General features: G+C 69.6%; 21 protein-coding genes. 12 read left to right on the forward strand and 9 right to left on the reverse strand.

Annotated features, from left to right (window positions below):
* The 9 genes from DI276_RS00300 to DI276_RS00340 all read left to right on the forward strand — a co-directional run.
* The coding region (locus DI276_RS00300) for an extracellular solute-binding protein (protein ID WP_232836343.1) at nucleotides 1–1,147 on the forward strand (1,147 nt) is incomplete at its 5' end.
* Nucleotides 1,144–2,076: a carbohydrate ABC transporter permease gene (locus tag DI276_RS00305; protein WP_112261214.1), complete on the forward strand. Its 933-nt coding sequence runs from the start codon at nucleotides 1,144–1,146 to the stop codon at nucleotides 2,074–2,076. The genes DI276_RS00300 and DI276_RS00305, both read left to right, overlap by 4 nt.
* 41 nt (nucleotides 2,077–2,117) lie before the next feature.
* Nucleotides 2,118–2,927 (forward strand): carbohydrate ABC transporter permease, encoded by an 810-nt coding sequence (locus DI276_RS00310; RefSeq protein ID WP_112261696.1) that lies wholly within the window; start codon nucleotides 2,118–2,120, stop codon nucleotides 2,925–2,927.
* Complete coding sequence (locus DI276_RS00315) at nucleotides 2,924–3,934, forward strand: hydroxyacid dehydrogenase (RefSeq protein ID WP_232836344.1); 1,011 nt, start codon at nucleotides 2,924–2,926, stop codon at nucleotides 3,932–3,934. The genes DI276_RS00310 and DI276_RS00315 overlap by 4 nt, the downstream gene beginning before the upstream one ends.
* A gap of 40 nt (nucleotides 3,935–3,974) precedes the next feature.
* Entirely contained in the window at nucleotides 3,975–5,879 is a 1,905-nt protein-coding gene (locus tag DI276_RS00320; protein ID WP_232836345.1) for a DUF2264 domain-containing protein, read from the forward strand.
* Nucleotides 5,880–5,887: 8 nt separating this feature from the next.
* Nucleotides 5,888–7,345: a glycoside hydrolase gene (locus DI276_RS00325; protein WP_112261215.1), complete on the forward strand. Its 1,458-nt coding sequence runs from the start codon at nucleotides 5,888–5,890 to the stop codon at nucleotides 7,343–7,345.
* Nucleotides 7,346–7,480: 135 nt separating this feature from the next.
* The gene (locus DI276_RS00330) at nucleotides 7,481–8,680 is read left to right on the forward strand and encodes an MFS transporter (protein WP_198680378.1); all 1,200 of its coding nucleotides are present in this window, start codon (nucleotides 7,481–7,483) and stop codon (nucleotides 8,678–8,680) included.
* The gene (locus DI276_RS00335) at nucleotides 8,677–10,134 is read left to right on the forward strand and encodes an ABC transporter substrate-binding protein (protein ID WP_232836346.1); all 1,458 of its coding nucleotides are present in this window, start codon (nucleotides 8,677–8,679) and stop codon (nucleotides 10,132–10,134) included. Before DI276_RS00330 ends, DI276_RS00335 begins: the two co-directional genes overlap by 4 nt.
* Nucleotides 10,131–11,816, forward strand: a complete 1,686-nt coding sequence (locus DI276_RS00340; RefSeq protein ID WP_112261216.1) for an ABC transporter permease subunit — start codon at nucleotides 10,131–10,133, stop codon at nucleotides 11,814–11,816. Before DI276_RS00335 ends, DI276_RS00340 begins: the two co-directional genes overlap by 4 nt.
* A gap of 188 nt (nucleotides 11,817–12,004) precedes the next feature.
* Here DI276_RS00340 and DI276_RS00345 read toward each other — a convergent pair whose 3' ends face one another.
* A complete protein-coding gene (locus DI276_RS00345) occupies nucleotides 12,005–12,898 on the reverse strand; it encodes a helix-turn-helix domain-containing protein (RefSeq protein WP_157984433.1) in 894 nt (297 codons plus the stop codon).
* A 185-nt stretch (nucleotides 12,899–13,083) separates the two neighbouring features.
* Entirely contained in the window at nucleotides 13,084–13,755 is a 672-nt protein-coding gene (locus DI276_RS00350) for a DUF1345 domain-containing protein (protein WP_112261218.1), read from the reverse strand.
* On the opposite strand from DI276_RS00350, the gene DI276_RS49635 reads away from it, so the two are divergent.
* Complete coding sequence (locus DI276_RS49635) at nucleotides 13,754–13,912, forward strand: hypothetical protein (RefSeq protein WP_157984434.1); 159 nt, start codon at nucleotides 13,754–13,756, stop codon at nucleotides 13,910–13,912. The two genes, DI276_RS00350 and DI276_RS49635, sit on opposite strands and share 2 nt — an antisense overlap.
* A gap of 3 nt (nucleotides 13,913–13,915) precedes the next feature.
* On the opposite strand, the gene DI276_RS00355 is transcribed toward DI276_RS49635, so the two are convergent.
* Genes DI276_RS00355 through DI276_RS00365 form a run of 3 tightly spaced genes read right to left on the reverse strand, consistent with a single transcriptional unit; the run spans nucleotide 13,916 to nucleotide 19,480 of the window.
* Nucleotides 13,916–15,592, reverse strand: a complete 1,677-nt coding sequence (locus DI276_RS00355; RefSeq protein ID WP_112261219.1) for a cellulase family glycosylhydrolase — start codon at nucleotides 15,590–15,592, stop codon at nucleotides 13,916–13,918.
* Entirely contained in the window at nucleotides 15,589–16,485 is an 897-nt protein-coding gene (locus DI276_RS00360) for an extracellular catalytic domain type 1 short-chain-length polyhydroxyalkanoate depolymerase (protein WP_112261220.1), read from the reverse strand. The genes DI276_RS00355 and DI276_RS00360 overlap by 4 nt, the downstream gene beginning before the upstream one ends.
* A gap of 7 nt (nucleotides 16,486–16,492) precedes the next feature.
* The gene (locus DI276_RS00365; protein ID WP_112261221.1) at nucleotides 16,493–19,480 is read right to left on the reverse strand and encodes a glycoside hydrolase family 2 TIM barrel-domain containing protein; all 2,988 of its coding nucleotides are present in this window, start codon (nucleotides 19,478–19,480) and stop codon (nucleotides 16,493–16,495) included.
* Nucleotides 19,481–19,620: 140 nt separating this feature from the next.
* Between DI276_RS00365 and DI276_RS00370 the strand changes: the two genes are divergently transcribed.
* Nucleotides 19,621–20,418: a rhamnogalacturonan acetylesterase gene (locus tag DI276_RS00370; protein ID WP_112261222.1), complete on the forward strand. Its 798-nt coding sequence runs from the start codon at nucleotides 19,621–19,623 to the stop codon at nucleotides 20,416–20,418.
* Here DI276_RS00370 and DI276_RS00375 read toward each other — a convergent pair.
* The 3 genes from DI276_RS00375 to DI276_RS00385 all read right to left on the reverse strand — a co-directional run bounded on the left by DI276_RS00375 (nucleotide 20,412) and on the right by DI276_RS00385 (nucleotide 23,544).
* Nucleotides 20,412–21,134, reverse strand: a complete 723-nt coding sequence (locus DI276_RS00375; RefSeq protein ID WP_112261223.1) for an aspartate/glutamate racemase family protein — start codon at nucleotides 21,132–21,134, stop codon at nucleotides 20,412–20,414. The two genes, DI276_RS00370 and DI276_RS00375, sit on opposite strands and share 7 nt — an antisense overlap.
* Nucleotides 21,131–22,576, reverse strand: coding sequence for an NCS1 family nucleobase:cation symporter-1 (locus DI276_RS00380; RefSeq protein WP_112261224.1), 1,446 nt, complete (start codon nucleotides 22,574–22,576; stop codon nucleotides 21,131–21,133). Before DI276_RS00380 ends, DI276_RS00375 begins: the two co-directional genes overlap by 4 nt.
* A 254-nt stretch (nucleotides 22,577–22,830) precedes the next feature.
* Entirely contained in the window at nucleotides 22,831–23,544 is a 714-nt protein-coding gene (locus tag DI276_RS00385; RefSeq protein WP_112261225.1) for a GntR family transcriptional regulator, read from the reverse strand.
* 91 nt (nucleotides 23,545–23,635) lie between these two features.
* On the opposite strand from DI276_RS00385, the gene DI276_RS00390 reads away from it, so the two are divergent.
* The gene (locus tag DI276_RS00390; protein ID WP_198680379.1) at nucleotides 23,636–24,388 is read left to right on the forward strand and encodes a hypothetical protein; all 753 of its coding nucleotides are present in this window, start codon (nucleotides 23,636–23,638) and stop codon (nucleotides 24,386–24,388) included.
* Here DI276_RS00390 and DI276_RS00395 read toward each other — a convergent pair.
* A complete protein-coding gene (locus tag DI276_RS00395) occupies nucleotides 24,385–25,677 on the reverse strand; it encodes a glycoside hydrolase family 6 protein (protein WP_112261227.1) in 1,293 nt (430 codons plus the stop codon). The genes DI276_RS00390 and DI276_RS00395 overlap by 4 nt on opposite strands.
* Between the last annotated feature and the right edge of the window lie 259 nt (nucleotides 25,678–25,936).

Genomic DNA, 25,936 nt, shown 5'->3' on the forward strand with positions numbered 1-25,936 from the left:
GTTCAACGCCGCGCAGCGGGACGTCTTCGTGGAGCTGCGGGTGATCGCGGCCGGTCTGTCCGGCGGCTACGCCCAGCAGACCAACGCCATCCGCGCGCACAACGCGCCGGACGTCCTGCACGTCGAGTACCAGGGTCTGCCGCAGATCCTGCTCACCGGCGGACTGCGCGACCTCACCGCGGACATGGCCGACCTCGAAAGCCAGTACTCCCCCGCCGCGTGGCGCGGAGTGCGGCCCGACGGCCGGACCTGGGCCGTGCCGATGGACCTGGCGCCGATGGTCTTCTACTACCGCAAGGACTTGTTCGACCAGCACGGCATCGCGTTGCCGCGCACGTGGGACGAGTTCCGCACGGCGGCCGCGCGGGTGAAGCAGGTCGACCCGCAGGCGCGCATCTGCTCGTTCCCGCTCAACGACGGCTCGTTCTTCGCCGGGATGTCCTGGCAGGCAGGCGATCCGTGGTGGACCGCGCAGGGCGACACCTGGGCGGTCGACATCACCGGTGAGGGCACGCTGCGCACCGCGTCGTACTGGCAGTCGATGATCACCGACAACCAGGTCGCCGGGGTCGTCTACGGCTCGCAGGACTGGATCGCCGGAATCCACGACGGCAAGTTGTGGGGCATCCTCGGCGCTTCGTGGAGCGTCGGCACGCTCAACCGGTCCATCCCGAAGGACATCGGGCGCTGGGCCGTGGCGACCATGCCGACCTGGGACGGCAAGCCGGCCAACGGGATCCAGGGCGGCACGGCGTGGGGAATCTCCGCGGAGAGCAAGCAGCCGGAGGCCGCCATGACGTTCCTGCGCTGGCTCAGCACGAACCCCGACGTGCCGAAGATCGGCAGCGCCTTCAGCACACCGTTCCCCGCGCACCTGCCCAACCGCGCCGTCGCGCGGCAGGCGTACAAGGGCGGGTTCTTCCTCGGCGACCCGGTCTACGACGTGCTCGACGAGGCCGCGAAGCGGGTGCCGGACTGGACGTGGGGGCCGAACGCCCTGCGGTTGTTCTCGACCATCTCGGACTCCTTCGGGCCGGTCCGCAGCGGCGGCACGACGTTGCCCGACGCGCTGCGGAAGGTCCAGCAGCACGCCGTGGCCGACATGCGCGCCAGGGGACTCTCGGTACGAGAAGGGAAGTCGGCATGAGCGTCCTCGCGCCCGAGCGCGCACCCGTGCTGGACGAACCGTCCGCGGCACCGGCGGTCAGGACCCGCAAGAAGGACTTCGCGGGCCTCGTGCTGGCCGCGCCGTTCCTGGTGCTGCTCGTGTCGACCGTGCTGGTGCCGGTGCTCTACGCGCTGTACCTCAGCCTGTTCACCGAACGCCTGCAGGGCTTGGGTTTCTCCGGTCCCGAGAACGTGTTCATCTGGCTGGGCAACTACCTCTCGGTCATCACCGACAAGGCGTTCCACGCAGGACTCGGCAACGTCGCGCTGTTCGCGTTCATCCACATCCCGAGCATGCTGATCGGCTCGCTCGTCCTGGCACTGCTGCTGGATTCCGGCGTCGTGCGGCTGCGGCAGATGTGGTCGCTGGCGGTGTTCGTGCCGTACGCGGTGCCGGTGGTCATCGGCGGTCTGATCTGGGCCTACCTCTACAGCCCGACGATCGGTCCGATCAAGAACCTGCTCGGCATCGACCCGTTGAGCGACTCGGCCGTGCTGCCCTCGATCGCGAACATCGCGACGTGGCAGTGGGTCGGCTACAACATGATCATCTTCTACACCGCGCTGCAGGCGGTGCCGAAGGAGATCGTGGAGGCGGCTCGCGCCGACGGGGCGGGCGGGTTCCGCACCGCGTGGTCGATCAAGATCCCGGTGATCCGGCCGACGATCTTCGTGGCGGTGGTCTTCACCGTCATCGGCTCGTTGCAGGTGTTCACCGAACCCATGGTGCTCAGGGGATTCACCGGCACGGTGACCAGCACCTGGTCGCCCAGCATGTACGTGTACGAGGCCGCGTTCGTGGCAGGTGACAACGGGCGCGCCGCGGCGGCGTCGGTGCTGCTCGCGGTGATCTGCGCGGTGCTGTCCGCCGTCGTCATGCGCTTCTCGACTCGGAGGTCGTCCCGGTGAGCTTCGCAGACAGCAAGTCCCGCTGGGTGTCCGTGCCGGCGGTGCACGTGATCCTCGTGGTCGCGGCCCTGTACAGCCTGCTGCCACTGGTGTGGCTCGTGACCTCGGCGACCAAGTCGCTCGGCGACTTCTCCACCACCGGCGCGTTCTCGTTCGGCGAGTGGAACCTGTGGACCAACGTCAAGACGTTGTTCACGCAGGAGAACGGGATCTTCTGGAGCTGGCTGCTCAACTCGGTGCTGTACGCGGGCGGCGGTGCGGTCCTCGGTTCGCTCATCTGCGCGGCCTGCGGGTACGCCATCGCCAAGACCAGCTTCCCCGGCCGGCGGCTGTTGTTCGCGCTGACACTCACCGGCGTGCTCGTGCCCACGACCGTGCTGGCGCTGCCGATGTACCTGCTCGCGTCCGAGCTGCGGATCGTGGACACGTTCTGGGCGGTGTTCATCCCGTTGCTCACCAACCCGTTCGGCGTCTACCTCGCCAGGGTGTACGCCGACGCGTCGGTGCCGGACGAGGTGCTGGAGGCTGCCCGCGTCGACGGGGCGGGCCAGCTGCGCACGTTCTTCACCGTGGCCCTGCCGATGATGCGTCCCGGCGTGGTGACCGTGCTGCTGTTCCAGTTCATCGGGATCTGGAACAACTTCTTCCTGCCGCTCGTCCTGCTCACCAACCCGAAGCTCTTCCCGGTCAGCCTGGGCCTGTTCCAGTGGAGCACCCGGCAGACCCAGTTCCCGCAGTACACCCCGCTCGTGATCACCGGGTCGCTGCTCGCGGTGCTGCCGCTGGTGCTGGCCTTCCTGGTGCTCAACCGGCAGTGGCGCAAGGGCCTGGCCGCGGGGAGCGTCAAGTGAACCGGCCGGAAGTGCTGCTGGCCATGAGCCAGGACGTCGCCGACCTGCAGTTCGGCCCGCGCGAGCTGGAACGCCTCGGCAGGCTCGCCCGGCTCGGAAACCCGTTGGTGGCACCCGACTTCACGTCGCCTCTTGTGCGCAGCCGGTTGGGTTCCGTCGAGGTGCTGATCACGTCGTGGGGCTGTCCGCCGATCACGTCGGACGTGCTGGCGGCGGCACCCCGGCTGCGCGCCGCCCTGCACGCGGCGGGCAGCGTGCGGTCGCACGTCGGCGACGAGGTGTTCGACCGCGACATCCTGGTGACGACCGCCGCGCACGTCAACGCCGAACCGGTCGCGCAGTACACCGTGGCGGCGATCCTGTGGGCGTTCAAGAAGGTGCCGTTCCTGTCCGCCGACGCCCGCCGGTTCCGCGAGGACTGGAGCTACCGCGAACGGCGCGGCGAGCTGTCCGGCCTGGGCCGCACGATCGTGCTGGTCGGCTTCTCGCGGGTCGGCCGCCGGGTGGTGGAGCTGCTGCGCCGGCTGCACGCCGGCCGGTTGCTCGTGGTCGACCCGGTCGTCGACCCGGTGCTGGTCCGGGAGTCGGGCGCCGAGGTCGTGACGTTGGCCGAGGCGCTCCCCCAGGCCGACGTGCTGAGCCTGCACGCTCCCGCACTGCCGTCGACCCATCACTTGATCGGAGCGGCGGAACTGGCCGCGCTGCCGGCACACGCCACCCTCGTCAACACCGCTCGTGGATCCCTTGTGGACACCGCGGCGCTCGAGGAAGCCTGTGCGCACGGACGTCTGCACGCCGTGCTGGACGTGACCGACCCCGAGCCGCTACCGGCGTGGTCGCGGCTGTACGACCTGCCGAACGTGGTGATCACGCCGCACGTGGCCGGGTCGCTGGGGTCGGAGACTCGGCTGATGGCGGCGGCCGCGCTCGACGAGTTGGAGCGGTATGTGGCCGGGGAGCCGCCGCTGGAACCGGTGACGCGGCACGGACTCGCGGTGCAGGCATGAGCCCCCGCACCGGGAGTCGTTGCCGGACTGAGGCGGCAGCATGATCCTCCCACCGGAAGACCGCCGCCTCTCCCCGCACACCGGCTGGACCCGCGCGCACTGGGAGGCCACCGCCGACCACATGCTCGCCGCGGTCAACCGCCACTGGTCCCCTCGCTGCGCCCGGATCGACCTCCCCGGCGAACCGAGCCGCTACGGCCCGATCTCCGACGGCCTGGAAGGATTCGCCCGCACGTTCCTGCTGGCCGGGTTCCGGGTAGCAGGCGGCGGCGATCCCACGATCCTCGAGCGGTACGCCTGGGGCCTGGCCGCCGGCACCGACCCGCACTCCCCGGAAGCCTGGCCCCGCCCGGCCGAACTGGGCCAGGCCAAGGTCGAGGCGGCGTCGATCGCACTCGTGCTGCAGCTGACCAAGCCGTGGCTGTGGGACCAGCTCGAAGACGGCGTGCGCCAACGGATCGTCGACTGGCTGGCCACCGTGATCGGGCAGCCGTACCCGCCGATCAACTGGGTGTGGTTCCGGATCGTCGTCGAGTCCTTCCTGCGCGAAGTGGGCGGCCCCTGGTCGAAGGACGACGTCGAGCACGACCTCGCCCTGCACGCGTCGTTCCGGCGCGCGAACGGATGGCTCAGCGACGGCGAGGAACGCGCGTTCGACCATTACACGGGTTGGGCGCTGCACCTGTACCCGTTGCTGTGGACGCACCTGTTCGACGTCCCGGAAGACCTGTGCCCGCAGGAGACCCGCCGCACCTGGACCGACGATCTGACCCGCTACCTGGACGACGCCGTGGCACTGCTCGGCGCCGACGGTTCGCCGTTGATGCAGGGCCGCAGCCTGACCTACCGGTTCGCCGCGGCGGCTCCGTTCTGGGTCGCCGCGATCACCGGCACGCCCGGACCGGAACCAGGGCTGCTGCGCCGAGCCGCGTCCGGAGTGCTGCGGCACTTCGTCGACCACGGCGCGCTCGAAGCGGACGGCGTGCTGCGCCTCGGCTGGCACGGCAGCTGGCCGCCGATCCGCCAGGCGTACTCCGGCCCGGGGTCGCCCTACTGGGCTGCCAAGGGCATGCTCGGTCTCGCCCTCAAGGCCGACCATCCCGTGTGGACGGACATCGAACGCCCGCTGCCGGTGGAGACGCACGACTTCACCCGCGTCGTCACCGCGCCCGGCTGGCTGGTGTCGGCGAGACGTGCCGACGGCATCGTCACGACGGTCAACCACGGCACGGACCACGCGCTGCCCGGCGACCGGCGGACGGACTCCCCGCTGTACGCGAAGCTGGGCTATTCCACGGCGACGATGCCGGCCGTCACGGACAACGAAGTGGTGCTCCTCGACTCCGCCGGTGCGGCCAGCCATCGCGCGGGCTTCGAGACGGTGTTCACCGAAGAGCTGCCCGGCGGCGTCGTAGCAGGAGCGTCGCGCGGACCCGTGCGCTGGGTCGACACCAGCGCGGACAACGAGCCCGACCACGGTTCCGGCCGCGCAGGCGACATCGTCGAGGGACCGGACGTGCTCGTGGTCTCGGTGGTGCGCAGCGGTGTGGAGATCCGCATCGTGCGCGTGGACGGCGAGACGGACGCCCGGCTGCGGCTGTCCGGCTGGCCCGTCGCCGCCGACACGCGGCCACGCGCTGAGAGCACAGAAGAAGAGGTCGTGGTCAGCGGCGCGCGCCTGCGCTCGTCACTGAGCGCCCTGCGCGGGTTCGACCAGGCAGGCGTGCACACCGGCACCGGCACGTCACCGCTGGGCAAGTACGTCACTACGCCGTGGCTCGCGACGACCGGGCCCACGACAAGAGGTGAGGTGTTCGCCGCGGCCGTGCGCCTGGACCGCGGCCAAAGCAGCCTGACCAACCCCCTGCTCTCCCAGCACGGCAACGAGATCGCGCTGCGGTGGAGCGACGGACTCGACACGAGGATCACCCTGCCCGATCCCTAGGAGGAGAAATGGTCACCCGCAGGACAGTGTTGTCCGGTGCGGCGGCCGCCATCGCGGCGACAGCCGTCGGCACGAACGCAGGCGCCGACCAGACCATCACCATCGACCCCGGTACGAGCTACGGCACGTGGGAGGGCTGGGGCACGTCCCTTGCCTGGTGGGCCAACGTGTTCGGCGACCGGGACGACTTCGCGGACCTGTGGTTCACCACGAAGTCCGTCACCTACAACGGAACGGCGCTGCCCGGCCTGGGCATGAACATCGCCCGCTACAACCTCGGCGCGTGCAGCTGGAACACCGTGGACGGCGCGCGGATGGTCGCCTCGCCGAACATCCCGCGCTTCAAGCAGATCGAGACCTTCTGGCAGGACTGGCGCACCACCGACCCGAACTCGTGGCAGTGGGGCGCGGACGCGAAACAACGCGCTTCCCTGACCAAGGCCGTGGCCCGCGGTGCGATCACCGAGCTGTTCGCCAACTCCCCCGCCTGGTGGATGTGCATCAACCACAACCCCTCCGGCGCCGCCAATGCGAACGACAACAACCTGCAGTCGTGGAACTACCGCACCCACGCCGCGTACCTGGCCGAGGTGGCCCGGCAGTTCCGCGACCGCTTCGGCGTCACGTTCCGGACGGTGGACCCGTTCAACGAGCCCGCCTCGGACTACTGGTCCGCCACCGGAAGGCAGGAAGGCTGCCACTTCGACCCGTCGCTGCAACGCACCGTGCTGCAGCACCTGCGCGAGGAACTGAACAACCGCGGCCTGTCCGGCATGCGCATCTCCGCGTCCGACGAGACCAGCTACGACGTGGCACGCAGCACGTGGAACTCCTTCGACGCCACCACGAAGGCCGTCGTGAACCAGATCAACGTGCACGGCTACCAGGGTTCCGGTGGCCGCCGCGACCTCCTCTACGCCGACGCGCGGGCCGCGGGCAAGGTGCTGTGGAACTCCGAGTACGGCGACCGGGACGGCACCGGCCTGTCGATGGCGAGCAACCTCTGCCTGGACTGGCGCTGGCTGCACCCGACCGCGTACTGCTACTGGCAGGTCATGGACCCGACTCCGGAGTGGGCGTTGATCGCCTACCACCCGGACACGCTGCAGGCGGGCGCCGTGCAGCGCAAGCTCTACGTGCTGGCGCAGTTCACCCGGCACATCCGGCCGGGCATGCGGATCATCTCAGCGTCCACCGGAAACGCCGCCGTCGCCTACGACGCCGCCGCACGTCGGCTCGTGCTTGTTGGCGTTAACACGGCGACTGCGGCACAGACGATCACCTTCGACCTGACCAGGTTCGGCACCCTGCCCAGCGGCCTGATCACCAGGTGGTCCACGTCGACGACCACCGGCAGCGACCGGTACACCCAGCGCACCGACGTGCGGCTGGACGGAAAGTTGCTGCGGGTGCCGTTCGCGGCGGGTCAGGTGCAGACGTTCCAGCTCGACGGGGCCGCCGTCTGACGAGTGCAGAAGTGCGCATGTCGCAACCCGAAGTATGCGGAAGATCTTCCGGCAACCGACGAACGGAGACCAGAACTTAGGTAACGCTCACATACGCTCGCGACAGACCTTTTGACCTGGGGGAACGAGGAAGACGTGGGCACAGCACTGCGCGGTCGTTCGCGAGCGCTGGGCCGATTGGGCGCGCTCACCGGGACCGCCCGGCTGCTCGTCGTCAGCCAGCTGTTGTTCAACATCGGCTTCTTCCTCGTGCTGCCGCACCTCGCCGGCCATCTCGCGGACGACCTCGGGCTGGCCGGCTGGCTGATCGGCCTGGTGCTCGGCGTGCGGACGTTCAGCCAGCAGGGCCTGTTCGCGCTCGGCGGGGTGCTCACCGACCGGTTCGGTGCCAAGCCGCTGATCATCGCGGGCTGTTTGGTGCGCACGAGCGGTTTCGCCGTGCTGGCCGTGGCGAGCGCCCTGCCCACCGTCCTCTGTGGAGTCGTGCTCGTCGGGTTCGCCGGCGCGTTGTTCTCCCCCGCGGCCGACGCTTCGCTGGCGCGCGAGGCGGATCCGGACGCACGCGCGGACACGTTCGCGATCCGCTCGATGGCGGGCGAGACCGGCACGGTGATCGGACCGCTGCTCGGCGTCGTGCTCTCCGCGAGCTTCCCGGTCACCTGCGTGATCGGTGCGGTGCTGTTCAGCCTGATCGCGTTGCTGCACCTGAGGTTTCTGCCGCGCCGGCCGGGCGAGCACCGCGACGAGGGCATCTTCGACGGCTGGCGCGAGGTGTTCGGCAACCGGGCGTTCCTGCTGTTCGCGGCCGGGTACTCGGTCTACCTCGTCTCGTACAACCAGCTCTACCTGGGGCTGCCGAACGAGCTGCACCGCGTCGGCGCGCCGGAGCAGGCACTGGGGCTGTTGTTCGCGCTCGCATCGGCGCTCGTGGTGTTCGGTCAGCTGCCGACGACCGGTCTCGCCCGGCGGCTGCTCGGCCGCGACCGGGCGCTGGTGGCGGGCTTCACCGTCATGGCTCTCGCGTTCGGCGTGGTCGCGTTGCGGCCGCCGGGGCTGGTCGGCGCCACCGCGTTCGTCGTCCTGCTGATCTTCGGGCAGATGCTGGTCGTCCCGTTCGCCCTGGAGCTCGTGCCGATCCTGGCGGGCGACCGCAGGCTCGGCGCGCACTTCGGTGTGCTGGCGTCGGCGGGTGGTGTGGCGGTGCTCGTCGGCAGCACGGCGAGCGGTGCCCTGCTGGGACAGGGCCGCGTCGCGTGGTTCGTGCTCGGACTCCTGCCGTTGGCCGGCGCCTGCGTGATGGCGTTCGCCGGCCGGCGGCGCGCGTCAATCTCATGATCGAAAGGCTCACCATGTTGTTGCGACGGACCCTGCTCGCCGCGGCGGTGCTCTCACTGACCGCGGGATGTTTCGCCGGCAGCCAGGCGGAAGGACCGGCACGGTTGCGCGTCGCACTGCCGTTCGCGCCCGTGCAGTCGTTGTCCCCCTTGGGAGACGACGGCGTCACGCTGACCAGGCTCGGCATCGCGGAAACCCTCGTGCGGCTCGACCAGGACGGCAAGCCCCAGCCGCAGCTGGCGGAGAGCTGGACGCGCAAGTCGCCGACGACGTGGTCGTTCCGCCTGCGCTCCGGCGTGAAGTTCCACGACGGCACCGCGCTCACCGCCGCGGCCGCCGCCGACGCGCTCAGCCGGGCGGCGGCCGCGAGCCCGGTGCCCCGCGCGATCAAGGGCGTCGGCGTGACCGCGAAGGCCGCCGGTGACCTCGACCTGGAAGTGAGCACGACCGCGCCCGATCCCACGCTGCCGCAACGGCTTTCGGCGGCGAACCTCGTCGTGCTCGCCCCGGCCGCCTACCAGGGCGAGCGGGTGAACCCGGCGAAGGCGGGCACCGGGCCGTTCGTGCTGACGGACCTGAACGTCGCGGCCGGCACGGCTCTGAGCCGGTTCGACGGGTACTGGGACGGTGTGCCCGCGCTGGCCGGCGTCGACGTGCGGTTCGTGCCCGACGGCAACACCCGCAGCGCTGCCCTGCGGGCGGGTGAGGTCGACGTCGCCACGACCGTGCCGATCAGCGCGCTCGCCAACGTCACCACGGAGGAAGTGCCGCTGCCGCGCACGGTGTCGGTGCTGCTCAACACGGCCAAGCCGCCGTTCGCGGACCCGCGCTTGCGTGCGGCGGTGCGGGAAGCGGTCGACCCGGCCGCGCTCGCGAAGGGCGTCTACGAGGGCCACGCCGACGCCGCCACCGGTGTCTTCCGCGGCACGGCGGCGCGGCAGGTCACGCCGACCGGGGCGACCGCCGGCTCCCAGAAGATCGCTCTGGCCACGTGGAGCGACCGGCCAGAGCTTCCGGGCGTCGTCACTGCCGTCGCCGAGTCGTTGCGCGCCAAGGGTTTCGAGGTGGAGCAGGTGGTGCGCAAGTACAGCCAGCTCGAGCCCGACCTGCTCGCGGGCAACTTCGACGCGGTGGTCTTCTCCCGCTCGTACGCGATGGACAGCGGTGACCTGGCCGGGAACCTCAGCCTCGACTTCAGCTGCTCGGGCGGCTTCAACCTGGTCAAGCTCTGCGACCCCGCGCTCGACGCCGCCATCGGTCAGGCGCTGGCCGTCGAGGACGTCTCGGCCCGTCAGGAAGCGTCGATGCGCGCACAGGACATCGTGCTCGCCAGCGACGCGGTGGTCCCGCTGGTGCACGAGCGCACCATCATCGGGCGTTCGGCCGGCGTCAGCGGCCTGTCCACCGATCCGTACGAGCGCCTGCTGATCACCGCCAAGACCCGCGTTTCATGAGATTGCTCGGACGGCTCTGCGCCCTGCTGGGCCTCACGGCGGTGATCGGCCTGCTGCCGCTGATGTCCGGCAGGGACCCGGCGCTCGCGGTGCTGCGGGCCCGTTCCGCCGACCGGGAGCCCGACGCCGAGGCGATCGCGTCGGTGCGGCGCGAGCTCGGTCTGGACGCGGGGCCGTTCGAGCTGCTCGGCCGCTGGTTCTGGCGGGCGGTGCACGGCGATCTCGGCGCCTCGTGGGTGTCCGGTGAGCCGGTGACGGGTCAGCTCGGGCCGGCCATCGCGGTGTCTCTTACGCTGACCGCCCTCGCCGCGCTGGTCGCCGTCCTGGTGATGACCTTGCTCGTGACCCGTCCGTTCGTGCGCGGCCTGCGCGGGTCGTCTGCCGGTCGTGCGGGTTTCGCCGCCGTGCTCGCGGCGCTGCCCGAGTTCCTCATCGGCTCAGTTCTGCTGCTCGTGTTCGCCGTGCGGCTCGGGTGGCTGCCGACGTCGGGCTGGCGCGACCTCAGCTATGCCGTGCTGCCCGCCATCGCGCTGGGCACGCCGGCCGGTGCGATTCTCGCCGTGGTCGCCGGTGACGCCCTGCGCGACGCACTGGCCGCGCCGTGGCGGCGCTCGTGGACGGGCGCGGGTTTCCGGGTCCGCACGATCGCACTGGCCGTCGTGCGCCGCGCGGGTTCCGTGGTGACCGGGCAGCTCGGCATCGTGGTCGCGGGCATGTTCGGCAGCGCCGCGACGGTCGAGGTGGTGTTCGGCGTGCCGGGCCTCGGCCGGCTGGCGGTGGACGCGGCGCTGGCGCAGGACGTGCCCGTGGTGCAGGCGTGCGTGCTCGTGATCCTGCTCGTGGGCGCCGCGGCGGGCGCACTCGGTGCGATGGCCCAGCGGTTGCTGCTCGGCCCGGCTCTCACCGACGGAGCCCTGGAGTCGTCCGCACCGCGCGAGATCACGTCCGGCCGGCTCAGTCTCTTGTTGCCTTTGGTGGCTGTGGTCGCCGTGGTGCTGTGGGGAATCTGGCGCGATCCGTTCACAGTGGACCTGGCGGCGCGGCTCCTGCCTCCTTCGGGGGCGCACCCGATGGGCACCGACGCGCTGGGCCGCGACCTGCTCGCCAGGGTCGCGCACGGCGCCCTGCACACCGCCGCACTGGCCGCCGGTGTCACGGCGCTGGTCGTGGTGATCGCGCTGCTGGTCGGCATCGCGGGCCGCCGCGGCTCCGGCGCAGCGGACCTGGTGAACGCGCTGCCCACGGTGGTGGTCGCGCTGGCCGTCGCGGCAACGGCGGGTCCGGGGTGGACGAGCGCCGTCGTCGCGGTCGCCGCGGTGGCCTGGGCGCCGCCAGCCGCCCACGCGCGGTCGCTGGCTCTCGAGCAACGCGGCAGCGCCCACCTCACCGCCGCGCGGGCACTGGGCGCGAGCACCCGGCACATCATGTTCCGGCACGTGCTGCCCGCCGTCGTCCCTCCGGTGCTGCGCAACGCTTTCGTGCGTCTGCCCGCGATCGCGCTCGCACTCGCGTCGCTGGGGTACCTGGGGCTCGGCGCCCAGCCGCCCGAGCCCGAGTGGGGCGTGCTGCTGGCGGAGGGGATGCCCAACGTCGAGCGCGCGCCGTGGGTGGTCGCGTTCCCGGCGGCGGCGCTGGTGCTGCTCGGGGTCGGTGCCGTGGTGGCGGCCGCCCGGATGCGTTGACGGCAGGCGTCGGCGCCGTGGTGACGGCCGCCCGCACTCCGCTGACGCCACACCACCACGTCAGCACGGTGGTGGCAGCCGCTCGCACGCGCTGACCTCACGCCACCGCGTCCGCACCGTGGCAACAGCCGCCCGCACATCGCCGACATCACGCCACCGCGTCGGGCGCCGCCGTCCTCGCGCCTACCTCACGCCACCGCGTCCGCGAACAGCGCCGCCCTCAGCAGCTGCGCGCCATGGCCACCGGCCGGATCCCAGCCGGTGATCTTCGCGATGCGCTGCAACCGGTAGTCCATCGTGCTGCGGTGCACGAACAGGTCGCGGGCCGCCTGGTTGCGGTTGAAGTCCGCGTGCACGAGCGCGACCAAGGTCTCCCACAGGGCCTGGTTCTGCCGCACGGGCCGGATGATGCCGGCCAGCTGGGCGGTGACCGCGGTGTTGGCGGCGATCGCCTGTTCCACCAGCACGTCGGCCACCGAGTAGGTCCCGGCGGGCCGGCAGCCGGCCGCGACGAGCCGGAGCACCTCGGTGGCTTCGGCGTAGGCGTCCGCCAGCTCGGACACCGGGCGCCTGGCGATGGTGACCCACCTGGTGCCGCTCGCCAGTTGCGCGGTGATCTCGTCCAGCAGTTCGGTGTCGCGTTCCGGCACGAGCAGCACCAGGAGACCGGACCTGGTCGTGCGGAGGAGGCCTCGGCACTCGTGCACGTGGGCGTCGCGCTGGTCGGAGATCACGACCACGTAGCCCGGCGCGAGTCTGGCCAGCACGTCGGGCGGTACCGCGACGCCGTCGATCAGGTCGGCGGCGAGGTCACCGGACGGCGGCAGCGCGGTGGTGCAGCAGAGGCCGTCGAGGAAGTCCTCCAGCAGCTGGGCACCGGCCTGCGCGAGGCGGAGGAGTTCCGGGTCGTCCGCCGCGGCCTCGCACAGCAGGTCGGTCAGCGCCACCGGCCGGTTGCCGGCCCACTGCTCACCGGCCGCTCGCACCTTCGCGCGGAACTCGGCGAGCCGTCGCTCGTGCTCGCCGGCCACGTGGAGGGTGGGCGCGGGATCTGTTTCCCGGCCGGGTGCGGGGTTGGGCATGACCACACCTGGCAGTTTTGATGTGCACGCTCACAACGTCAACCTGTCATGCGGGAAATCACGATCTGCAGAGGCGTCTCAATTCGTTTCCCGGCTGTGACGCCCATTTCATTAGCTAAAGCGCATGGTTGCGGCCGCAACATTATCGGCCGAGAAATAGGAAACTTTGTGAACGTGCACAACGCTCAGCCGCCACTGCTGAGGCTCGCGACGAGGTTGATCGTGGTGGCGAGCAGGCCGGTGCCGAAGAGGTACGAGAACAGCGCGTGCCGCAGCGCGGTGCGGCGGATCTCCCTGGTGGTCAACGAGGTGTCGGAGACCTGGAACGTCATGCCGATGCTGAAAGCGACGTAGGCGAAGTCGCCGTAGTCCGGCGGATCCGGCTGGTTGAAGTCGATGCCGCCGTCGACGTCGTAGTAATAGAGCCGGGCGTAGCGCAACGCGAAGATGGTGTGCACAGTCGTCCACGACAGCACGACGGACAAAACGCCCAGTCCCACCCGCAACAGTTCCGAAGCGCCGGACGTTTCCGCGGCACGGGCGAGCACAAATCCGACCGACACGAGACTCGCCACCGCCGCGAGCAGCAGCACGATCTCCGCCGCCGTGCGCGTGGGGTCGTTGCGCACGGCGTGGCGGGCCGTCTCCTCCGCGTCCATCGGCCAGATCAAGATCCACACCCAGGTCAGGTAGACCAGCGTGGCCACGTCCCAGCCGACGAGCGGCCCGAACTCGGCGTGCCCGGCGAGCGAGACGGCGAGGCCGGCGACGACGCCCGCGGCGAGCACCGTCGCGAACTTCGTCCGCGCGAGGACGAAGCCCTCATCGGACGGGCGAACCGGAAGATCAGCTGCCATGAGAGCCGAAGGTACTCGCCGCGTCCGGGTCTCCGGCACCGAGCGCCGCGGCTACCACCAGGAGTACAGCGGCATTTCGGTGCTGGGTCTGATGGACTTCGCCGGGAAGCGGCCGCGCCTGGTGCACCAAGCGTTCACCCTGGCGCGGCCGCGGTGAGGCTCACACAGTGCCGACGACCGAACTTCCCGTCCTGGTCACGTAGTACGTCACGGTGGCACCGCTCCAGAAGTGGAACGTGAGAGTCACCCTCGCGCCGTCGTCCACCTCGGCGAAGAACGCGGGCTGCAAGGTGATCACACCACGTGCGTAGTCCGGCCAGAACGAGGAGTGGAACTCCTTGTAGGAAGTCCAGTTCGCGGGCCCGGCGTTGCGCCCGTCCGCGTACTTGGCCTCCATCGTCGCCAGCACGTCGCCGCGGAACTGCGCCGGAACCGCGAACGAACCGGTCGTGCCGCTGCTGCTCGACAGCAGCGGCACGTCGCTGGTGATCACGCTGAGCTGCCACCGCACGCCGCGGGAGAACTCGGCCTGCAGCGTGGCGTTGACCCCGTACGACCGGTCGCCCGCCAGCCTGGTCAAAGCGGCGGCCGTCAGCGTCAGCTGGTCACCGGCGACGGTGTAGTCCCTGCCCGGCATCAGGCGCGTGCGCCCGTGCCAGAGCTCGCGGAAGCTCGTGCCGTTCAGGTTCAGCGTGAGCGTGCGCGCCGGGATCGCGCCGGACTTCGGCAGGAACACCAGATCCGCCGACATCGTCGCGGAACGCCTGGTCCAGCTGGACTTGATCAGCCAGAACACGTCCGGTTCCCGCGGCTGCAGCGTGGTCCGGTTGATGAACGAGCTGGTGTCCCACATGGCCGTGGTGACGCGGTTGACGCGCGCCGCATTGCCCAGCGCCTCGTAGAACTTCAGCGCCTCGCCGCGCTCGATGATCCCGGGACGGGTGAAGTCGTAGGCGAGCAAACCGGTCTCACCCGCGTAGACCGGCACCCCCTTGGCGACGAACGTGTCGCGCATCCTGGCGAAGGCGTCGGTCATGTCCTTCTGCACGGTGGCGTCGAACTTGGTGTAGCCGGCGATGTTCACGCTGAACGGCCAGAAGCCGTAGAAGTGCACGGTGGCCGCGAGATACGGGTCGTTCAGCAACCGGATCGTGCTCGCCAGGTTGTCCATCAGCTTCTGGTCCGGTGTGCAACCCTCGGTGGGCAGGATGAGCACCCGCGTGGCGTTGCGGCCGCCCGCCTGGCGCACGATCGAGTGGAACGTGGTGTTCAGCTCGTTCATCAGCTGAACTTTCCTGGCCGCGTCGGTGGTGTCGAAGGTCGGTTCGTTCACGCTCTCGAAGAGCAGCTTCGACGACCTGTCCCCGAGCTTCGCCACGATCTGCCGCCACGTGGCGGTGTAACGGGCCAGCACGGGATCGTGGTCAGTGGCGATCTTGGAGATCCACTGCCACGAGTCGTGGTGCAGGTTGAGCACGACGTACAGGTCGGCCTGCAGTGCCCAGTCGACGACCTGCGTGACCCGGTTCAGGAACGCCGGGTCGATCGTGAACGGCGCCGTGGCCGCCTGGTGGTTGCCCCACGTCACCGGGATGCGCACGCTGCGGAAACCCTGTGCCCGCACCGAGTCGAACAACGCCTTGGTGATCGGCGGGTTGCCCCACGACGTCTCGTCCGGAATGGCGTCCAGGGTGTTGCCCACGTTCCAGCCCGGCTCCATCGCGGCCAGCACGCTCATCGCACTTCGGGCCGGCGCCGCAACGGATTCCTGCGCACCAACGGTGCTGAGGGCCAGCGCGGCCGCCGCGATCAACGCGGTGAAACGACGTGCCCTCATGCCCTGCGGTCCAGGCCGAAGAACTGGATGGCGCGCAACGCCATCCCCGAGGCCATCAGGTTGTGGCCCACACCCTGCAGCGAATACGCCTCGACCTTGTCGCTGTACCGGGTGCGCGTCCAGTTCGGCTGCGGGCGGTCGGTGAACGTCGGCGTGGTCGACAACCGGTGAACGTTGGTCCACTGGTCGATCGCCTCACCGAAGTTCGGGTAGCGCAGCACGTCGTCCGCGGTGCCGTGCCACAGCTGCATGCGCGGCCGCTTGCCGTTGTAGCCGGGGAACGCCGACCGCGCGATGTCGCCCCATTGCTGCGGGGTCTTCAGCACCCTGCCGTTGGCGCACTCGGTGTTCCAGAGCGAGCCGTTGGTCGTCGCGAAGCAGCCGTCCGGCACGCCCGCGAACGCCGCGCCGGCGTCGAAGACGTCCGGGTAGTTGGCGACCATCACGTTGGTCGTCATGGCGCCGGACGAGATGCCCGTGACGTACACCCGAGCCGGGTTGCCCTGGTACTGCCGCAGGGCCCAGCGCACCATCGAGACCAACCCGACCGGGTCGCTGCCGCCGTCTCGCTTGAGCGCCTGCGGCGACGACACGTCGAAGCACTTCTCGGCGCGGGTGGCCGTCGGGTAGATCACGACGAACCCGTACTGGTCGGCCAGCCGGGCGAACTCCGTGTTGCGGTACATGTCCGGGCCGGACCCGGTGCAGTAGTGCGGAGCCAGCAGGATGCCCGGCCGGGCGGCCACGCGGTCCGGCTTGTAGACGTGCATGCGGAGGTTGCTGGGGTTGGGGCCGAAGCCGGTCACCTCGACGAGGCTCGCCGCGGAGGCCTGAGGCGTGGCCACGAGTCCGAGACCGAGTACGACAGCTGCAGCCAAAGCTATCCGGAACATGACGCTCCTAACGTCCGACCGTTGCTTCCGAAACACCCAGGAACCCGTGGGTGGTCCCCGGTGCGGAACTGGTGAGCTCGAGGCGGATGCGATCCGTGCGCACGGGGGCGAACGTGACGCTCACCGGGCTGCCCCAGTCGATCTTCGCGTCGCGCACCGGCACGAACTCCTTGCCGTTCCAGTACGACACCGCGATCGAGGCGGGCAGGGCGTGCGACGCGTCGGCCGAGAAGGAGGCTTCAACCGAGCTGACAGAGCCGTCAGCGGGCAACGACACCCAGTCCGTCGCGTGCGCACGGCTCACCGCGGGCAACAAGCCCGTGGCGCGCTTGAGGTAGTAGTTCGACCAGTACGTCGACGCACTGCCGTCGAGCATCGCGGCGGGGATCGTGGTGGGTGCGCCCGAGTAGCTCGAATCCGCCGTCGGAGGAACCGGCTGGATCTCTGGTGCTGGATCCACAGCCTTGGCGTGGCCTGGTCGTCCTCCGATTGCCACGACTGTCGTGGTGGCCGCTCGTAGACCGGGTGCACGGGCCGTCACCGTGATCATCGGCGATTGTCCTGATCGGACCATGGCCAACGCCTTGCCGTTGAACGCCGTGCGAGCCGGAGCCTGGTAGTTCTCCGCGCTTTCCTGGCGGCCGTTGTCGAGACCGGCCAGGCTGCCGCCGCGGACCCCGAACGTGATCAGGTCGTCCGCGTCCGGCACCACCACGCCCGCGCGGTCGACGACCTCGGCAGTCACGAACGTCAGCGACTTGCCGTCTGCCTTGGTCACCCTGCGGTCCGGTGTCAGTCGAACAGCGTGCGGTTCGCCCGCGGTCCGGACCTCGTCCCGCGCGACCTCCACTCCGCCGCGCTTGGCGACCGCGACGAGCCGGCCCGGCTGGAACGGCACCGACCAGGTCAGGTGCAGCTTGCCCGCACTCCCGTTGGGGCTGGTGTAGCTGCCCGGATAAGGGCCGCCGGTGACGGTCTTGTCGTCGCCGGTCGCCTCGGTCGTTTCCAGGTATCGAGAGCCGAACACGGTGGTCTTCGTGTCGAACTTCCGCTCCCCCAGCGACTTGCCGTTGAGGTACAGCTCGACGGTGTCCGCGTTGCTGTACGCCCACACCGACACCGGCTCACCCGGCCGGTGCCCGGTCCAGTTCATCGGCAGCAGGTGCACCATCGGCTCGCTGCTCCACTGGCTGCGGAACAGGTGGTAGAAGTCCTTGGCGAACCCGGCCGTGTCCACCGCGCCGAAGAACGACGACTTCACCGGGAACACGTCGTACGGCGTGGGTTCGCCGATGTAGTCGATGCCGGTCCACAGGAACTGGCCGGCGAACCACTTGCGGTCGCGGTCCTTCTTCAGTCCGAACTCGCCGCTGTAGGTCCACGTCTCCAGGTTGTTGTCGTACGACGACGTGTTCCGCCTGCCCGGCGTGTGGTTCTCACCGGTGTTGAGCTGGTCCGGGTCCTGGTAGTAGCCGCGCGTCGACGTGGAGGACGACGACTCGGCCTCGAAGAAGAACTTGGTGGGGTAACGGGTGTGGAGCTCGTCGATCGAGGAGGCGTTGTTGTAGTTCAGGCCCAGGCCGTCGAGCATCTGCAGGATCTGGTCCTGCGGTGAACCGACGGCGGGCACCCTGCGGTACCGGTCGGAGCCCATGACGATCGGGCGGGTGGTGTCGATGGCGCGCACGTCGTCGATGAGCCGCCGGGCGATCGGCGGGCCGGCGGCCGCGCTCGAGTCGGGGATCTCGTTGCCGATCGACCACATCACGACCGAGGGCGAGTTCTTGGCGGCGTGCACCATCTCGCGGAGGTCGGCGCTGCTGTGGGCGTCGAAGAACCGGCCGTAGTCGTACTTCACCTTCGGCGTCCGCCAGGTGTCGAACGCCTCGACCTGCAGCAAGATGCCCATCTCCGCGCACGCCTGGATGAACTGCGGTGAGGGCGGGTTGTGCGAGGTGCGGACGGCGTTGACGCCCATGCTCTTCATGATCTTGAGCTGGCGGACGACCGCGTCGGACGAGACCGCCGAGCCGAGCGCGCCGAGGTCGTGGTGCAGGTTGACACCCTTGAGCTTCATCTCCACGCCGTTGAGCGAGAACCCGTTGTCCGGGTCGAACGCGAAGTACCGGATGCCCGTGCGCGTGCTGACGGCGTCAACCACCTTGCCGCTGATCCGGATCTCGCTGTCCACTGTGTACAGGTAAGGCTGGTCCACCGACCACAACGCCGGTTTGTCGATCCTGATGTCCGTGCTCGCAGTGCTCGGCAGCGCGGCACGCGTCGTGCCCCGGCCCACGATCCGGCCGCGCGGGTCCTTGACGGTCGAGACGATCTCCGCGTCGGTGTTGCCCACGGCGGTGGTCGCCACGCGCATGGTGGCGAAGCCGGACTTGATCGTGTTCGCCAGGTCCGGCGTCGTCACCTGCACGCCGTGGCGCGTCACGTGTGCGGGCTCGGTCACGACCAGCCGGACGTCGCGGTAGATGCCGCTGCCGGAGTACCACCGGCTGCTGGGCACCTGGTTGCGCACCTTGACCGTGAGGACGTTCGGCGTTCCGTCGGTGTGTGCGTTGAGGTCGTATGCGAATCCGGTGTAGCCATAAGGATGGCGGCCGAGCAATACGCCGTTGAGATACACCTCGGAGTCCATGTAGACGCCGTCGAATTCGATCGACACTTTCTTTCCGGTCATCGACGACGGCAGTGTGAACGTTTTGCGGTACCAGCCGAGACCACCTGGGAGAAAGCCCGTTCCGGCGTTCGTGTGCGGACCGGCCACCGGGTCCAGTCCGATGCTCCAGTCGTGCGGCAGCCGCGTGTCCCGCCACGCCGGATCGTGTGCACCGGGCTGCGCCGCGTCCTCGCCAGTGGCGTTGACCAGGGCAAACTGCCATCCGCCGGTGAAGTCGACGGTCCGCCCGGCCGGCCGCACCTGCTCGGCCTGTGCCGTCGCCTGGACCGCGCAGAGCCCGGCCGCGACCACACAGCCGACCACGAGTCCCCAGAATTTGTTCGACCATCGATTCGACCGTCGAATAGTCAAAACTCACCGCCCTGTCGCGATTTCCGCGCCCGAAACGCCATACTCGCTATCAGGAAAGCGCTTACCCGAACCCTGCGCAAGAGCGAGGTCCGATGAACAGCAGAGTGGCTGCTTTGGCCGCCGCGGCCGCTTTGGCCGTCACGGGGACGAGCGCTTCGGCGGCGCCCCCGGTCCAGGTCTTCGTCGCGGGCGACTCCACCGCGTCCACCTACACGTCCGCGCTGGCTCCCCGAGCCGGCTGGGGGCAGGCGCTGCCGGTGTTCCTGACCTCCAGGGCGGTGGCGGTCAACGCGGCCCTGTCCGGTGCCAGTTCCAAGAGCTTCGTCGACCTGGGCCGTCTCGACGGCGTCCTGGCCAGGCTCAAGCGCGGCGACCACCTGCTGATCTCGTTCGGGCACAACGACGAGAAGAAGGAGGACCCGGCGCGCTACACCGAGCCGTCGACGACCTACAAGTCCTATTTGTCCCAGTACATCGACAAGAGCCGAGCCAAGGGCGCAAAGCCGGTGCTGGTCACGTCGGTGGAACGGCGCCGCTTCTCCAGTTCAGGCACCATCACGCCGACTCACGACGCGTACCCGGCGGCGATGCGGGAGCTCGCGGCGGCCAAACGCGTGCCGCTGGTCGATCTCACGGCGTCCAGCACGGCGCTCTTCAACCGGGCCGGCGTCGAGGGCACGAAGAAGTACTTCCTGCACCTCAACGCCGGGCAGCACCCGAACTACCCCAACGGCGTGGAGGACAACACGCACTTCCAGGCGTCCGGCGCGATCGAGGTGGCACGGCTCGTCGCCAGCGCGCTGCGGAACCAGGGCGTGTTGCCGTCCGGATCGTTCCGGCAGCTCAACGCCCCGATTCCGCCCAACGCGATCGTCTGGCCCACTCAGTAACCGAAGTCGCGCAACAACCCCGTGTACTGCTTCGGCAGCGGGGTGGCGAACTCGTCGCGTTTGCCGGTGCGCAACCCCATCTCGACCAGCGACTGCACCGTGAGCACGGCGGCCTGGACGCCGTCGACGACGGGCACGCCGATCTTCGCCGCGATCGGCGCCGCCCAGTCCGTCATGCCCGCGCAGCCGAGCACCACCGCGTCCGCCTCGTCCTCCTCCACGGCACGGGCGCAGGCGGCGGTGACGACGTCCAGCGCGTCGCCCTCCAGCTCGAGCACCGGGATGTCCGAGGCGTGGACACCCCGGCACAGGTCACGCATCCCGTAGCGTTCGACGAGCTCCCACGTCCGGCCGCGGGTGCGGGACAGCGTGGTCACCACGGTGAACCCCCGGCCCAGGTACGCGGCGGTGCGCATGGCGGCCTCCGCCATGCCCACGACCGGGCCGCGCGCCACCTCGCGCGCGGCGTCGAGCCCTGGATCGCCGAAGCACGCCACCACATAACCGTCCACACCGGACTCTTCACCGGCCCGGATCTCCGCCAGCAACCCCGGCACGCTGAGCGCCTCGTCGTAGTGGCTCTCGATCGACTGAGGCCCCATCGCCGGACTCACCGCCTGCACGGTCGTGCCGGGTGCCGCGACGGCCTTGGCCGACCGTTCCACCAGCGCTGTCATCTCCAGGCTGGTGTTGGGGTTCACGACCTTGATGATCAACGAGAGCCCCTCGACGCGAGCGTGTACACCACGAGGCCCACGATCATGCCGATGAACCAGCTGTACTGCGCGGCGGGCGCGAGCGCGGACACCAGCACCGGCGCCACCGCGATGATCGCGCCGGCGGCCGTCGCGGCGATGGCCTTCGGGTTGTAGCCCTTGCGGTAGTGGTAGGCGCCGTCGGGCGACATGGTGAACAGGTCGTCCACCACCACCTTCTGCTTGCGCACCAGGTAGTAGTCCGCGATCAGCACGCCGAACAGCGGGCCGATGAACGCGCCGAGCACCTCCAGCGTGTAGTGGATGACCTCGGGGCTGTTGTAGAGGTTCCACGGCGTGATGAGCACCGACCCGACGGCCGCGATCATGCCGCCCGCACGCCAGCTGATCTTCTGCGGGCTGACGTTGGAGAAGTCGAACGCGGGCGAGATGAAGTTCGCCACGATGTTGATCCCGATCGTCGCGATGGTGAACGTCAACGCGCCCAGCACGATGGCGAGCGTGCTGTCGATACGGGCGACCGTCTCGACCGGGTCGGTGATGAGCTCGCCGAACACCGGCAGAGTCAGCGACGTCGTCACGACCACCAGCACCGAGAACACCAGGAAGTTCACCGGCAGGCCGAGCAGGTTGCCCCGCTTCACCGCCGCGAACGACTTGCCGTAGCGGGAGAAGTCGCCGAAGTTCAGCATCGGGCCGGAGAAGTACGACACGACAAGAGCGATCGCGCCGAGCATCACGGGGATCGAGGCCAGTCCGGTGTGGCGGACCTCGCCGAGGCTCAGGTCGATCGCGCCCCAGCCGGCCCGGTAGATCAGATAACCGGTGAGCACGAACATCACCACGTACACGGCCGGACCGCAGAAGTCGATGAACCGGCGGATCGTCTCCATGCCGGTCCAGAACACCGCCGCCTGCACGAACCACAGCAGGGTGAACGAGGCCCAGCCGAGCAACGGCAGCCCGAGGAACCCGTACTGCTGTACGTCCGCGTACGGCATCAACGCCGGGAAGAGCTTGAGCAGCACCACGTTCAGCGCCGCGGACGCCAGGTAGGTCTGAATCCCGTACCATGCCACCGCGATGAGCCCGCGGATGATCGCCGGCACGTTCGCGCCCAGCACGCCGAACGACGCCCGGCAGATGACCGGGTACGGCACCCCCGTCACCTGGCTCGGCTTCGCCACCAGGTTGCAGAACACCTGCACGATGCCGATGCCGATGAGCAGCGCGAGTAGCACCTGCCAGCTGGACAGGCCGAGCATGAACAGACTGCCCGCGGTGACGTACCCGCCGACACTGTGCACATCGGACATCCAGAACGCGAAGATGTTGTAGGAGCCCCAGGTCTGCTTCTTGAGGGGCGCCAGGTCCTCGTTGGTGAGGCGCGGGTCGTACTGTGGTGTGGTGGCGGCTGCCGGACGGGCGGCGGTCTCGGTCATCACCGACTCCTCGTGGCCTGGGATGTGGTGCGAGCAGCCTGGTCCGGTCTTGTTACGCCCCTATGACGCGAACCGTATATCTTCGCCGCGATGTGCCGTGACCGCCGGCCTTTGCCCCGTGTTCCGACGGTCAGACGGGCGCATCGTGGTGCTGGCCCCGCGCCCTCATATCGCGCATATGGGGCGCGGGACCGGTGCCGCGAGGCGCCCTGCTGAGCGGCGGAAGACGCGGTGAAGGCTGTCGCGGCACATGATTATTCGGAGTCGACGAACAACCCAGTGTGACGAGGCAGCTCGGCCAACGATGCCCGCAGCCGGCCGTGGTGCGCCTTTGCCGCCGTGACCAGCCTCTCCACGTCCCGCGCGAGGAACGCGGCGAGCATCTCCTCGTGGTCGTGGTGCATCTCGGCCTTGGCGCCGTCCGACACGTGCGCCATGGGCTGCACCGGCTCGGTGGTGTTCCACGCCGACTCCAGCATGGCCAGCAGCCGGTGCATCCCGCACGGCCGGACGAGCGCCAGGTGGAACCGCCTGCTGTTGCGGTGGTAGCCCCGCACGTCCTGCGCCGCGATGGCCTCGCCGAGCGCCTCGTGCGTGGCCGTCGCCTCCAGGTCGTCCTGTTCCGTGGCCGAGGCAACGGCCGCCGTCAGCGCCGCCACCTCCAGCACCTCGCGCACCACGTACAACTCGTGCAGCTCGCGGGTCGTCAGCCGGGCGACGTGATAGCCCAGGTTGGGCTGGTGCTCCACCAGCCCTTCGCCGATCAGGGTCTTCAACGCCTCGCGCACCGGGATGCGGCTCACCCCGAACACCTGCGCGACCTCGTCCAGCGGGATCGGGGTGCCGGGCGGCACGTCGCCGTCCAGCAAGCACCGGCGCAGCTCGTCGAGGATGGCAGCCTGCGAACCGCCCGGCTGGTCGCTCACCAGCCGGGCGATCAACGCAGAACGCTTCCGCGGGCCCGCCATCCCGGCAGCCTATGCCACCGCGCAACCCAGCCGCCCGGCACACCGACGACAGGCGGTTCCCCCGCCTCGGGAGATCTCCTAATCTTCAAGCATGCCAATGTGGAAAGCGCTCTCCGTGCTCCTGGCACTCCAACTCACGACCGCGGCCGCACCAGCCGTCGCGGCCCCTTCCTGCGCACGCCCGGGCGTGCTGTTCTGCGAGGACTTCCAGAAGGTCCCGCTCGGCGGCGCGACGAGCCTCCGCTGGGGCGTGGACACCAGCCACGGCACCCTCACCGTGGAGAAAGCCCCGCGCGGCCAACGGGTCCTGCACGCGCACACCGAACGCAACGGCCGCGCGTTCCTCCGCGTCGAGGACTTCGCCCCGCCGGGCAACAGCTTCTACGGACGGGTGCGCGTCAAGGTCGACGCGTTCCCGCGCAAGCCCGACTGGGCCCACTACACCCTGATCGAGGCCACCGGCCAGGGTCCGGAGATCGTGCGGCCACTGGGTGGTCAGTACGCGCCCACTGTGGACGGTGCGTTCTGGGGCGTCGGCGCCGACGGCGGACCGACCGGCGACTGGACGAACTGGCGCGAGTCGGCACCGTCCCGCGAGGACGTGTGGCAGTGCGTCGAGTGGCGGATGGACGCCGCCGACAACCGTGTCGAACTCTGGTTCGACGGCGTCCCGCAGCCGGATCTGACCGTGTCGACGCGCAACCACGGCGGGAACCAGGTCGACTTCGTGTTCCCGCGCTTCCACACCGTCAAGTTCGGCTGGCAGCTCTACCAGCCGAACGACGGCGCGTACGACCTCTGGATGGACGACATCGCACTCGCGACGAACCGAATCGGTTGCTAACCGCAGACGACTCCGTTCAACGCCGGTGAGAGGAACGGCGGGGTGCCGCCGCCATAGGTCGCGTTGTAGCCGATGGTGGCGGTCCCGCCGGTGCCGAGCGAGCCGTTCCAGGCCGCGTTCCCGACCTCGATGACGTCACCCTGGTCGTTCCACGTCCCGTTCCAGCCCTGGCTCACCGTCACACCGGGCGCGGAGAAGCTGAACTTCCAGCCGTTGATCGGCGCCGCCCGGTTCTCGATGACGATCTCCGCGCCGTAGCCGCCGGACCACGTGCTCGTGACCTTGTGCGTGGCCCTGCACCCACCCACGGGCGGCGGAGTGGTCGTGGTCGTTGTCGGTGGACGCCCAGCGCTCGCCAGTTCGTACGCCCGCTGCGGCACGAACTGGCCGGCCCCGGCGATGCAGCCGTCGGCCTCGCCCGGCAGCTTGACCCACAGGAACGCGGCGATCTGGCCGTCGCCGGTCTGGTCGGTGCTGGGCGTGCCGATCGCCCGGCCGGGCGGGTCGCACCACTCGCTGCCCGCGGGACCGTTGCCGTTGCGGCTGGTGTCGATCACCGCGCGCAGCCGGGAGTCGCCGAGCGACCCCAGCACCGCCTTGGCGAACGCCACCTCGTCGGACGTCCAGCGGTAGTTGGACACGTTGGTGGAGATGCCGTCGGCGCTGTTCGAGATGTCCGCCGCGCGCAACCGCGACGCCGCCTCGGCCGGTGAGAGCCACGCCGAGTGCCCGATGTCGAAGTAGACCTTCGCCTGCCCCGAACCGGACTTCAGCTTCTTGCCCGCGTACGCCATCGACGCCCTGGTCTCGGCCTGCTGACCGGCGTTCTGGCAGTTCGTCATCAACGGCAGCACGTCCGGTTCCAGCACGATGGTCGCCGGTCGTCCCGCCAGGCCCGCCGCCACCTGGTCCACCCACGCCCGGTACGCGCTGTGGCTGGGCGCGCCGCCGCCGCTCGCCCCGCCGCAGTCACGATTCGGAACGTTGTAGACCACCAGGATCGGGATCTTTCCGGCAGCCGCCGCAGCGCCCACGAAGGCGTCGACCTCGCCTCGCACCGTGCTGGTGTTGGTGGTGGTGAACCACCGTGCCTGCGGCACGTTCGCGATCCGGTCGCGGATCATGGGCGTCCGCGAGTCGCCGGGATTTGCCGCGACCCACTTGGCCGCGCCGGTGTTCGGATCGACGTAGAACGGTGACGCGGCCGCGTGGGCATTGCCCAGTACGACCACCGCTGTTGCCGCGAGCGTGGCCGCCGCGATGCCGGCGGCAACTCCTTTGTTGCGCATCCTGCCTCCTCATTCTGGGAGCGCTCCCAGACTGGCGCCACACTCTATGCCGGGATCAGCAACGCCGAAAGGTTTCGTCGAACGACCGTCGATGCCTTGATCGGCACGGTCGGTGAGCGCCAGACCTCAGCATCCAAGCGGCGAACTCGAAGACGCAGAACGAAAGACAGCCGCAAGAAGACCCACAGTGGACTGTTTCTCAGCGCGGTAGACCGTTCCGGCGGCCGGAACGCGCAGAGCCGTCCACCCGAATGGATGT

Origin of the sequence: Lentzea terrae (genome assembly GCF_003265345.1) — a bacterium.
Classification (GTDB): Bacteria; Actinomycetota; Actinomycetes; order Mycobacteriales; family Pseudonocardiaceae; genus Lentzea; species Lentzea terrae.